Origin of the sequence: Streptomyces spongiae, from assembly GCF_009377185.1 — a bacterium.
GTDB lineage: Bacteria > Actinomycetota > Actinomycetes > Streptomycetales > Streptomycetaceae > Streptomyces > Streptomyces spongiae.
The window spans coordinates 1-11,383 of sequence record NZ_VJZC01000319.1 but is presented as its reverse complement, the minus strand read 5'-3'; the positions used below and the strand labels follow the sequence as shown (position 1 = coordinate 11,383).

Annotated in this window: 9 protein-coding genes; 8 read left to right on the top strand and 1 reads right to left on the bottom strand. The window is 71.4% G+C overall.

Going from position 1 to position 11,383, the window contains the following annotated elements; all coding sequences use genetic code 11:
- Nucleotides 1-187: 187 nt before the first annotated feature.
- Both FNH08_RS32095 and FNH08_RS32090 read left to right on the top strand, forming a co-directional pair.
- Nucleotides 188-700, top strand: coding sequence for a hypothetical protein (locus FNH08_RS32095; RefSeq protein ID WP_322725857.1), 513 nt, complete (start codon nt 188-190; stop codon nt 698-700).
- Complete coding sequence (locus FNH08_RS32090; RefSeq protein ID WP_152775041.1) at nt 693-1,826, top strand: damage-control phosphatase ARMT1 family protein; 1,134 nt, start codon at nt 693-695, stop codon at nt 1,824-1,826. The genes FNH08_RS32095 and FNH08_RS32090 overlap by 8 nt, the downstream gene beginning before the upstream one ends.
- Before the next feature lie 17 nt (nt 1,827-1,843).
- On the opposite strand, the gene FNH08_RS32085 is transcribed toward FNH08_RS32090, so the two are convergent.
- Nucleotides 1,844-3,079: an endonuclease/exonuclease/phosphatase family protein gene (locus tag FNH08_RS32085; RefSeq protein ID WP_152775040.1), complete on the bottom strand. Its 1,236-nt coding sequence runs from the start codon at nt 3,077-3,079 to the stop codon at nt 1,844-1,846.
- Between the two features lie 248 nt (nt 3,080-3,327).
- Here FNH08_RS32085 and cyc2 point away from each other — a divergent pair, with 248 nt between their 5' ends.
- The 6 genes from cyc2 to FNH08_RS32055 all read left to right on the top strand — a co-directional run bounded on the left by cyc2 (nt 3,328) and on the right by FNH08_RS32055 (nt 11,363).
- A complete protein-coding gene (cyc2, locus tag FNH08_RS32080; protein WP_152775039.1) occupies nt 3,328-5,559 on the top strand; it encodes a germacradienol/geosmin synthase Cyc2 in 2,232 nt (743 codons plus the stop codon).
- Nucleotides 5,560-5,645: 86 nt separating this feature from the next.
- Nucleotides 5,646-7,538 (top strand): O-aminophenol oxidase PhsA, encoded by a 1,893-nt coding sequence (gene phsA / locus FNH08_RS32075; RefSeq protein WP_152775038.1) that lies wholly within the window; start codon nt 5,646-5,648, stop codon nt 7,536-7,538.
- A 212-nt stretch (nt 7,539-7,750) separates the two neighbouring features.
- Entirely contained in the window at nt 7,751-8,392 is a 642-nt protein-coding gene (locus FNH08_RS32070) for a PDZ domain-containing protein (protein ID WP_152775037.1), read from the top strand.
- Between the two features lie 44 nt (nt 8,393-8,436).
- Nucleotides 8,437-9,057: a LysE family translocator gene (locus FNH08_RS32065; RefSeq protein ID WP_152775036.1), complete on the top strand. Its 621-nt coding sequence runs from the start codon at nt 8,437-8,439 to the stop codon at nt 9,055-9,057.
- A gap of 110 nt (nt 9,058-9,167) precedes the next feature.
- Nucleotides 9,168-10,346, top strand: coding sequence for an aminopeptidase P family protein (locus FNH08_RS32060; protein WP_152775035.1), 1,179 nt, complete (start codon nt 9,168-9,170; stop codon nt 10,344-10,346).
- Between the two features lie 93 nt (nt 10,347-10,439).
- Entirely contained in the window at nt 10,440-11,363 is a 924-nt protein-coding gene (locus FNH08_RS32055) for an aminoglycoside phosphotransferase family protein (protein ID WP_152775034.1), read from the top strand.
- Nucleotides 11,364-11,383: the final 20 nt, after the last annotated feature.

Sequence of the window (11,383 nt, the reverse complement as noted above, 5' to 3'; positions counted from 1 at the left end):
CGATCGCAAGGCGCCGGAGCGCCCTAATAGCGGAGCTATTCGGGCGTTTCGGCAACGCGGCGAGCGTGCGTGCCAGACGCCGCGGGGCAGGCGGGAAACTCCAGACAGGCCCTACCGTAGGCGCATGGAGAGTGAGGGGGCCCGAGAGGCCGTTGGAGCGAAGTGTCCCGGCTGTGGCGGATCCGACGTGCGTACGGTCCCGGAGACCTGCGCCGACCCGGAGTCCGTACACAGCGGTCTGTCCGACCGGCTGGCGAGGCAACCGGGCACGGCGTCCCGCGGCGACTCCGTCCTGCACTTCGTCGAGGGCGCCTTGATGACCGGCGTGTGCGCCGGCCTCGCGTACAGCGGAACGCAGGGCGACAAGCCGCTCTACACGATCGGCGGTTCGCTGGTGGCGGTGCTGCTGCTCGTCGGCACGATCGTCGTGATCCGCGGCGAGGTACGCGTGCGCGGTGCCGTGGCGGCGGGGGAGACGCGCGCCGGGGAACTGTGGCGCTCGGCGTCCTACTGCTCGGGCTGCGGGTCGGTGTTCTATCCCGACGGCACCCCTTGGCAGGGGCCGCTGACACCCGAGCAGTACCAGAAGTACGTGTGGACCGAAGCGGGTTACGACAAGCAGCTGGAGCAGAAGGTCAAGGACGTGACCCTGCCTCCCGGCATTCCGGTACGCCAGACAGGAGCCCCCGACCATGCCTGACGCCCCCGTGATCCTCAGCGACGACCCGGCCTCCTTCCCGCACAGCGTCCTGGCCGACCGCCACCCCGCGCTCATCCGCAAGGTACGGGACGCCTTCCCGTACGGCCCCGCGCAGCACCGGGCGCTGGACGCGCTGCTGAAGAGCGCCGTCGAGGGAGCCGTCGAACCGCTGGACGACGACGTCTGGTGGGAGACGTGGGGCGTGGACGCGTACGTCGGCCGGTCCTGGTTCGAGGTGCCGTTCCTGTGGTCGGAGAGCTACTTCTACCGCCGACTCCTGCGAGCCGTCGGCTACTTCGGGCCGGGCCCGTGGCAGGGTGTCGACCCCTTCCGCCCGTTCAAGCTCGCCGAGCTCGACACCCCGGAGGCCGCGGAGGAGATCGCCGCGCTCGACCGGCTGGACGGCCGGCCTGCCGAAGAGCAGCGTCAGGCCCTGCTGCACGGCTCGCTGTGGGGCAACCGGGCGGACCTCGGCTTCCGTATCCAGTCCGGCGACGAGAAGTCCGCCACCTCCGAACTCGTCGCGGACGACAGCGAGTCGCTCTGGCCGCTGCTGACCGGGGGCACCCTGGTCGTCGTCGCCGACAACGCCGGCCGTGAACTCATCCCCGACCTGCTCCTCGTCGACCACCTCCTGCGTCACGACCGCATCGAGCGGGCCGTACTGCACCTCAAGCCGTACCCGTACTACGTCTCCGACGCCACGACCGCCGACGTCGTCGACGCCGTAAGCCACCTGGTCACCGCCGACGCGCCCGCCGGGCGGCGCCTGTGGTCCGCCCTGACCGACGGCCGCCTCACCCTCCGCGCCCACCCCTTCTCCTGCGGCCCGCTGCCGTACGCGGACATCCCGGACGATCTCCGCGAGGAGTTCGCCGCCGCGGACCTCACGATCATGAAGGGCGACCTCAACTACCGCCGTCTCGTCGGCGACCGCCTCTGGCCCCCGACCACCCCGTTCGCGACCCCGACGGCGTACTTCCCCGGCCCGGTGGCAGCCCTGCGCACCCTCAAGTCGGACGTGATCGTCGGCCTCGACGAGCACACGGAGCCGGCCCTCGTCGCGGCGGAGGGCCAGAAGTGGCGAACGAGCGGAACACACGCGCTGATCCAGGTGAAGCCGTGAGCGGGGACCTCGCGCACTCACCCCACCCGCACGTCCTGCCACACCATCCGATGATCCGAGGTCGGGACCGTCGTCCCGTCGCCCACCAACCGATACAGCGGGTCATCCGACGTAGGCCAGAAAACCCCGTTCGCCAAGGGAACCAGCCCCTTCGACGGAAGGACGTGATCGACCCGAAGATTCCCGGGAGCGCTGTCGCCGAAGTCGGCCGTGTCATACGCGGGGTCACCCACATGGGACACGTTCGCCCCACCCTGCAACCGCGCCGCCTCCACCCCACCCGCACTGGCCGGCGGAGCCGAGGGCAACCGCACCGCCGGATGGTCGAGAAGCTGCCGTACGGCGTGGTCGTAGCTGTCCCCGTCGTACGGATCGGCGTTGAGGTCCCCGGCGATCACGAACCGCGCCCCGGACCGCAGCCCACCCCGGACACCCTTGTCGTCGTAGAGGTACGCACTGCGCTTCCGCCCTCCGACGTAGTCGGCCCACAACCGGATCTCGTCGTGGTTGCGCCGCCCGTTGCGGTCCTCCGCCCCGTCGAAGGTGGGCGGCGTCGGGTGCGACACCAGAAAGTGCACGGTCTCGTGCCCGATCCGGACGGGCAGGTCCCAGTGGCTCTTCGACGACAGCCGCAGCACCTCCACGGCCGCCTCGCTGTAGTAGCCCTGGGGCATGACGTTCCCCGGCATGTCCTTCCACAGGAACCGCTGGAAGGACCGGGCATCGCGCATGTCGATCGGGAACTTCGAGAGCACGGCCATGCCGTACTGCCCGGGAAACCACCCGTACCCGAACGCGTCCTGCCCGTACGCGTCGGAACCGGGCGTCGTCACGACCCCGTTCCGGCCGTCGAGGTCCACCCCGGACGGCACCCCCGTGTTCACGGGAGCGGTGAAGCGGAACGGGAAGCGGACGGGACGTGCGCCGCGCTGGCCGACGGACAGGTAGTTGCGCAGGAACAGCCGGAGCGCGGAGCCGTCCGCGTCGTGGTCGAACTCGTTGATGAGCAGCACATCGGGGTCGACGCGCTGGATCGTCTCCGCGACGTTCCGCGCCTGGGCGTTGCCGGGCGTGGACAGGTCGGTGACCAAGGCGCCCTGGGTAGCGCGGTTCAGTGACGCGTTGAACGTGGCGAAGCGAACGGACCGCTTCCACGAGGTGGCGGACGCGGCGCCGGCGGCCGAGGTGGCCAGGGCCGCACCGGCCAGCCCGGCGAGCGCCGTACGACGGGAGAACGCTCGGGATGGGCTCATGAGAGGGCTCCTCGGGCTCCTCGGGACAGGAAACGTCCGTAGTCTGCGCGCGTAGAAGCGGGCGTCACAAGAGGCGACGGGAATTCACACCCATCACTTACGATCCGTCAGCCGTACGAGAAGTAGCGTCCTCCGCCCGTACACCGGCAGGTCACGCAAAAGGTTCCCGTAAAGTCCCTGTTCACGCGATGGTGTGATCATGTGCTGCCCCGCGGATGCCCGTTGAGGGCCACGGGTAGAGCCCCGCCATGACGCAGCCGTTCCAGCTCCCGCACTTCTACATGCCGTACCCCGCGCGGCTGAACCCGCACCTGGAGGAGGCGCGCGCCCACTCGACCGCGTGGGCGCGGGACATGGGCATGCTGGAGGGCTCCGGCGTCTGGGAGCAGGCCGATCTGGACGCGCACGACTACGGGCTGCTCTGCGCGTACACGCACCCCGACTGCGACGGCCCGGCACTCTCGCTCATCACCGACTGGTACGTGTGGGTGTTCTTCTTCGACGACCACTTCCTGGAGACCTTCAAGCGCAGCCAGGACCGCGCCGGCGGCAAGTCCTACCTCGACCGGCTGCCGCGTTTCATGCCGCTGGACCTCTCGGCCGGCGTACCGGAGCCGGAGAACCCCGTCGAGGCGGGCCTCGCGGACCTGTGGGCGCGCACCGTGCCGTCGATGTCCATGGACTGGCGCAGGCGCTTCGCGGTCGCCACCGAGCACCTGCTGAACGAGTCGCTGTGGGAGCTGTCCAACATCAACGAGGGGCGGATCGCCAACCCCGTCGAGTACATCGAGATGCGCCGCAAGGTGGGCGGCGCCCCCTGGTCGGCGGGGCTCGTGGAGTACGCGACGGCCGAAGTGCCCGCGGCCGTGGCCGGGTCGAGGCCGCTGAGGGTGCTGATGGAGACGTTCTCGGACGCCGTCCACCTGCGCAACGACCTGTTCTCCTACCAGCGGGAGGTCGAGGACGAGGGCGAGCTCAGCAACGGCGTCCTCGTCCTGGAGACCTTCTTCGGCTGTACGACCCAGGAGGCGGCCGAGACCGTCAACGACGTCCTCACGTCACGGCTCCACCAGTTCGAGCACGCGGCGCTCACCGAGGTCCCCGCGCTGGCCCTGGAGAAGGGGCTCACCCCGGAGGAGGTCGCCGCCGTCGCCGCGTACACGAAGGGCCTCCAGGACTGGCAGTCGGGCGGCCACGAGTGGCACATGCGGTCCAGCCGGTACATGAACGACGGCGTCACGCGCGGACCACTGGACCTCGGTGGCGCGGTGCTCTCCGGCCCGGCGATGGCCCGCCGGGCGGGGTTCGGCACGTCCGCCTCCGACATGGGCGCGCTCCTCGCCGAGGCCGCGGCGCAGCGGTTGCGCGCCCACGCCCACGTGCCGTTCCAGAAGGTCGGTCCGTCCCTGCTGCCCGACTTCCACATGCCGTTCCAGGTCCGCCTCAACCCCCATCTGGACGGGGCCCGTGAGCGGCTCGTCCCCTGGATGCACCGTACGGGCATGCTCAGCGAGGGCGTCTGGGACGAGGACAAACTCGCCGCCGCCGACCTGCCGTTGTGCTCGGCGGGCCTGGACCCGGACGGCACCTCGGAGGCACTCGACCTCAGCTCCCGGTGGCTGGCCTGGGGGACGTACGCCGACGACTACTACCCGCTCGTGTTCGGCGCCCGTCGCGACCTCGTCGGCGCCAAACTGTGCACCGAGCGCCTCTCGGCCTGCATGCCCGTCGACGGTGAGCCGCCCCTCGTGCCCGCGAGCGGCATGGAGCGCGGCCTGACCGACCTCTGGCGGCGCACCACGGCGGAGATGGGCGAAGCCGACCGCCGCGGCATGAAGGCGGCGGTGAACGTCATGACCGAGAGCTGGCTGTGGGAGCTGGCCAACCAGATCCACCACCGCGTCCCGGACCCGGTCGACTACCTGGAGATGCGCCGCGCCACCTTCGGCTCGGATCTCACGCTCCGCATGTGCCGTATGGGTCACGGCCCGTCCGTCCCGCCGGAGGTCTACCGCAGCGGTCCGGTCCGGTCGCTGGAGACCGCGGCCATGGACTACGCGTGCCTGGTGAACGACTGCTTCTCGTACCAGAAGGAGATCGAGTACGAGGGCGAGGTCCACAACGGCATCCTCGTCGTGCAGACGTTCTTCGGCTGCGACTACCCGACCGCCCTCGGTGTCGTCCACGACCTGATGACCCAGCGCATGCAGCAGTTCGAGCATGTGGCGAAGAACGAACTCCCCGTGGTCTACGAGGACTTCGACCTCTCGGACGAGGCCCGCGCGACCATGGAGGGGTACGTGACGGGACTTCAGAACTGGATGTCCGGCATCGTGCACTGGCACCGCGACGTCAGCCGCTACGACTCCGCCTCCCTGGCCCGCCGCGCCCACGGCTTCCTCCCGGACCGGGCCCCGGGTTCGGGAGTGAGAACGGGATTTTCCGGTTCCAATTGGAATCTTTGCAACTTCTCTCACTGAACCGGATATTCAGGGAACTTCCGTGGGGTGCCGGGAGTCTTCTGAGACAAGGGGAACAGACACGAGAACACGGGGGTGTTCAAGCCTTGACCGACATCATCGAGAGGATCACCGACCGCATCACCGAGGGGGAGGCACACGCCGCAGGGGAGCTGGCGCCGTATGTGACACCGTTGCCCGTCCCGCCCGTCCTGCGGCCAAAGGCCGGCGACGTGCTGCGTGAGACCGAGATCGCGCTGCGCCCCACCTGGGTGCGGCTCCACCCGCAGCTGCCGCCGACCCTCATGTGGGGGTACGAGGGGCAGGTGCCGGGCCCGACCATCGAGGTGCGACGCGGGCAGCGCGTCCGCATCGCCTGGACCAACCGCATCCCGAAGGGCAGCGAGTACCCGGTCACCGCCGTCGAGGTGCCCGTCCGCGCCCCGGGCACCCCGCCGGCCACCACCGAGCCCGGCCGCGGGGGCGTCGCGCCGGACGCGAACGTGGCGGCCCTGCCCGCCTGGTCGGTGACCCACCTGCACGGCGCCCAGACGGGCGGCGGCAACGACGGCTGGGCGGACAACGCGGTGGGCTTCGGCGACGCCCAGCTCGCCGAGTACCCGAACGACCACCAGGCGGTCCAGTGGTGGTACCACGACCACGCCATGAACATCACCCGGTGGAACGTGTACACGGGCCTGTACGGCACGTACCTCGTCCGGGATGACGAGGAGGACGCCCTCCACCTCCCCTGCGGGGAGCGGGAGATCCCGCTGCTGCTCGCCGACCGGAACCTGGACACGGACGAGGAGGGCCGCCTCAACGGCCGGCTGCTGCACAAAACGGTCCGCATCCAGGAGCAGAACCCGGAGACGGGCAAGCCGGTCTCGCTGCCCTTCACCGGCCCGTACACGACGGTCAACGGCCGCATCTGGCCGTACGCCGACGTGGACGCCGCCTGGTACCGCTTCCGTCTCGTCAACGCGTCGAACGCGCGTATCTACAACCTGGTCCTGGTCGACGAGGACGACAACCCGGTGCCGGGCGTGATGTACCAGATCGGCAGCGACGGCGGACTGCTGCCGCGGCCCGTGCCGATCGACTTCACCGGGGACCTGCCCGTGCTGAGCGCCGCCCCGGCCGAGCGGTTCGACCTGCTCGTCGACTTCCGCGCGCTCGCCGGCCGCAGGCTGCGGCTGGTCAACAAGGGCCGCGGACAGGCGCCCGGAGTGCCCGACCCGGTGAACGACGTGCGCTACCCGGAGGTCATGGAGTTCCGCGTCCGCGACATCTGCGAGGGGGACACCTTCGAGGAGGACACCTTCGAACTGCCGGAGGTCCTCTCCGGCTCCTTCCGCCCGCTGACCCACGCCACCAAGCACGGCCACCGCATGATCGTGCTCACCGCCCCCGGCACCAAGGGCGGTGGCGGGCACCTGGAGATCTGGGAGATGACCGAGGTCAAGGACCCCGGTGACATCCAGGTCCCCACGGACGGCATCATCCAGATCACCGGCGAGGACGGCACCACGAAGACGTACCGCCGCACGGCGCGCACGTTCAACGACGGACTCGGCTTCACCATCGCCGAGGGCTCTCACGAACAGTGGAGCTTCCTCAACCTCGCCCCGCCCGGTGTGGTGCACCCCATGCACATCCACCTGGCGGACTTCCAGTTGCTGGGCCGCGACGCGTACGACGTCTCCGGGTTCGACCCGGCGATCGGCGGCACGGTGAGGCCGATCGCGTTCAGGCCGGACACGCCCATTCCCCTCGCACCCAACGAGCGCGGCCACAAGGACGTGTTCCAGGTGCCGGGGAACCAGATGCTGCGCGTGATGGGCCGCTTCGACGGGGCGTACGGCCGGTTCATGTACCACTGCCATCTGCTGGAGCACGAGGACATGGGCATGATGCGGCCCTTCGTCGTCATGCCCGAGGAGGCCCTGAAGTTCGACCACGGCACGGGCCACGGCGGCCACGAGGGGCACACAGGCTGACGCCCCGGTCCCGGTCCCGGTCCCAGTCCCGGTACTGCTCGACGGCCCGGGTCGCGAACTCCACCGCGGCCCGGGCCGCCGTATGCCGTGAGCGCCTCAAACCTGCTCCGTACAGGCGCATCGGAGTCGCCGACCCAGCGCCAGTCTCACTCTTTCGAGGATCGTCGCGCCGTCGTGCGCCGGGTAGAACGCCTCCCGGAGGAGATCGACTGATGGAACAGACCGTGTTGCGACCCAAGCCCATGCCCGGCCAGGAGCCCGGCGGCGCCGACCCGATCGACGCGTCCGGCCCCACCCGGCGCCCGCACGCCGCACCCCGCCGGGGGAAACGGCTCACCACCTCGCTGCTCACCGTGCTCGCCGCCACGGTCCTGGTCCTGACGGGGGTCGGACTCGGCACCGTCTGCGCCACCGTCAACGGCATGAGCAGGCCGGCGGAGCCGCGACAGACGGCGGGCGTGCCCGGTGAGTCCGGCCGGCAGGTGGGTGCACCACCCCGGCCGGGCAGCTCCACGCTGCTGTCCGGCGCCGCCGAGCCCGTCAGACAGCAGGGCGGTTCGGCCACCACCACCGTGGGCACCCCCGTGCGGACCACCCTGGGCGTCGAGGTCGTCGACTCCTCCGGGAGCGCGGGCGCGCTCGTCGTGGGCGTCCACGTACCAGGACCCGCCTACACCGCGGGCCTCGTCCGCGGTGACGTCCTGCACGCCTTCGGCTCCACCCGTGTCGCCGGAGCCGCCGACCTCGCACGGGCCGTGGCGTCCGCGACTCCCGGCAGACCTGTCAGGCTCGCGGTGCGCCACGCGAACGGCACCCGGAAGGTGTTGACCACGGTCCCCGGCGTCGTCACCTGACACCCACTGTCCACGCCCGGCGGCCCTGAGGCACGATGGGCCTCATGCTGAGCACCCTTCTTGCCTTCCTCGGCGCCTGCACGCTGATCGCCGCCTCGCCCGGACCCAGCACGGTCCTGATCATCAAACAGTCACTGCGCAGCAGGCGCTCCGGGTTCCTGACGGTGCTCGGCAACGAGACGGGCGTCTTCGTCTGGGGCGTCGTCGCCGCGTGCGGCCTCACCGCGCTGCTCGCCGCGTCGGAGCTGGCGTACGACGCCATGCGCATCGTCGGAGCGGTCGTCCTCGTCGTGTTCGGCATCCAGACGCTGCGTCAGGCGCGCCGCGCCAAGGGCCAGGAGCAGACCGAGTGGACGGGCACCGAGAAGAGCGGCTGGGCCTCGTACCGGGGTGGGCTGCTGCTCAACCTCGCCAACCCCAAGGCGGCGATCTTCGCGATGTCGTTCCTGCCGCAGTTCGTGCCCGAGGGTGCCCCGCACCTGCCCACCATGATCGGGCTCGCGGCGCTCTGGGCGGTCTACGAGACGGGCTACTACAGCGTGTACGTGTGGTTCGTGGGCCGTATGAGGGCCGTGCTGTCCCGCAGCGGGGTGCGCCGGCGTCTGGAGCAGGTCTCCGGGGGCGTGCTGCTGCTCCTCGGGGCACGGCTGGCCCTGGAGAGCTGAGCCGGGGCCGGTCGGCAACGCCACGCCGCAATTGGCTCGCGCACGCTGCGGCGGAGGGGCAGGATGCTGCCCGTGAGCCCTGGGGAAACTCCGGACGTACGGAGGAATCGATGACCGGCACGCCCGTGCCCTTCACTGTCGACGACTACACGGCCCGCATGCGGCGCGCGGCGCGGGCCGCGGGGGAGGCCGGTCTCGACGGCGTCCTGATCGCGCCCGGACCCGACCTGGTGTGGCTGACGGGGTACCGGCCGCCGGAGACGGAGCGGCTGACGCTGCTGGTGCTGCGGCCCGGCGAGGACCCCGCGCTGGTCGTCCCGGCCCTGGAGGCGCCGGACGCGGCGAAGGCCGCGCCCATGCTGACCCTGCGCGACTGGACCGACGGCAAGGACCCCTACGAGACGGCCGCCGACCTCCTCGGCCGCGCCGACAGCCCCGTACGCGCCGACAGCCCCGGACACACCGCCGGCCCGGGACGCACCGGCCGTACGGTTCGCTTCGGCGTCAGCGACAACGCCTGGGCCATGCACCTGCTCGGCCTGCAAAGCCGCCTGCCGGAGGCGGCCTACGTGTCCCTCACCGAGGCCCTGCCGATGCTGCGGGCCGTCAAGGACGCGGCGGAGCTGGAGCGGCTGGCAGCCGCGGGGGCGGCCGCGGACGCGGCGTACGAGGAGATCCGGAAGGTTCGCTTCGCCGGACGCCGGGAGACCGAGGTCGCCGCCGATCTCGACGGCCTGCTACGGCAGTCCGGGCACTCCCAGGTCGACTTCACGATCGTCGCCTCGGGCCCGAACGGCGCCAACCCCCACCACGAGGCGGGCGACCGAGTCATCGAGCGCGGCGACATGGTCGTCCTCGACTTCGGCGGCCTGAAGCACGGCTACGGCTCCGACACCTCCCGCACCGTCCATGTCGGCGAACCGGACGCCGAGGAGCGCAGGGTGCACGACATCGTGCGCGCGGCACAGGAGGAGGGCTTCCGGGCGGTCCGGCCGGGCGCCGCCTGCCAGGACGTCGACCGGGCGGCCCGCGCCGTGATCGACGAGGCCGGGTACGGCGAGTACTTCATCCACCGCACCGGCCACGGCATCGGCGTCACGACGCACGAACCGCCCTACATGGTCGAGGGCGAGGAGCGGCCCCTGGTGCCCGGTATGTGCTTCTCGGTGGAGCCCGGGATTTACCTCCCCGGCCGTTTCGGGGTGCGTATCGAGGACATCGTGACGGTGACCGAGGACGGCGGACGCCGTCTCAACACCACCGCGCGCGAGATGGCGATAGTCGACTGACGTGTACGGCGTGCCCGGTATCCCCGCCGGCTGCGCCGTACCGACCGAGCAGCCAGCAGCCCCCGCCCCCCACGGATGACGACGGCGCGACCCATGACCCAGGCACCGACCCCCACCGCGGACACCGTTCGCCGACTGGTCCGCTCCCTGCTGCCGGGCGGCGGCGGACCCGACGTGCGCCCCGTCGCCGAGGGCGGCGGGCACTTCACCTGGTGGGTCGGCACCCGCCATGTGCTGCGGCTCGCCCCGGACCGTGACTCCGCCGTGCGGCAGCGGCGGGAGCTGCGGCTGCGCGACCTGGTCCGCCCGCACCTCGGGGTCGCCGTCCCGGTGAGTGTCGCCCACGGCGAGTGGGCGGCCGGCCTGACCTACACGCTCGACACCCGGCTGCCGGGCGGTACCGCCGAGGACCACGACGTGTCCGCCGTCGGCGAGGACGATCTGGCCGGGCTCCTCACTGGGTTGCGCGAGGTGCCCGCCCGGCAGGCCGAGACGCTCGGTGTCCCGCGCATCTCGCCACGCTCCCTGGAGGCACTGCGCAAGGCTGCCGTTCGCGCCGCCCAGCACCTGGCCGAGGCCGACGAGTTCGACCCCACGCGGCTCGCCCAGCTCACGGCTCCCGCCACCGCCCAGCTCACCGCGCCCGCCCCCGTCCTCGTCCACCGCTCCCTGAGGGGCGAACACCTCGTGGTGAGCGCCGACGGGCGGGTGCGCGGTGTCCTCGACTGGACCGGCGCGGTGGTCGGCGACCCCGCCGAGGACATCGCCGGCCTCGCCCACGCCGTCGGCTCCCCGGCCGCGGTGCGCGCCGCCACGCTCGCCGGGTACGGCGCACGCCCCTGTCTGCGCGGCCTGTGGCTGGCCCGCTGCGACACGGTGATCCGTCTCTCCGAACGGATTCAGGGCCGCGACACGGGCCCGCTCCCGCTGCTGCGGAAGCAGTTGCGCAGGGCGTGGGAGGCGATCCTGCTGGAGCGGGTCACGGAACTGCGGGACGGAGTGGACGAGGCGCTGTAGCCACCCCCAAGCCCCAAGCC

Bases quoted from the DNA above. Each gene is read 5' to 3' on its own strand.
- FNH08_RS32090 (WP_152775041.1), top strand. From the start codon at position 693: ATGCCTGACGCCCCCGTGATCCTCAGCGACGACCCGGCCTCCTTCCCG.
- FNH08_RS32085 (WP_152775040.1), bottom strand. From the start codon at position 3,079: ATGAGCCCATCCCGAGCGTTCTCCCGTCGTACGGCGCTCGCCGGGCTG.
- cyc2 (WP_152775039.1), top strand. From the start codon at position 3,328: ATGACGCAGCCGTTCCAGCTCCCGCACTTCTACATGCCGTACCCCGCG.
- FNH08_RS32070 (WP_152775037.1), top strand. From the start codon at position 7,751: ATGGAACAGACCGTGTTGCGACCCAAGCCCATGCCCGGCCAGGAGCCC.
- FNH08_RS32065 (WP_152775036.1), top strand. From the start codon at position 8,437: ATGCTGAGCACCCTTCTTGCCTTCCTCGGCGCCTGCACGCTGATCGCC.
- FNH08_RS32060 (WP_152775035.1), top strand. From the start codon at position 9,168: ATGACCGGCACGCCCGTGCCCTTCACTGTCGACGACTACACGGCCCGC.
- FNH08_RS32055 (WP_152775034.1), top strand. From the start codon at position 10,440: ATGACCCAGGCACCGACCCCCACCGCGGACACCGTTCGCCGACTGGTC.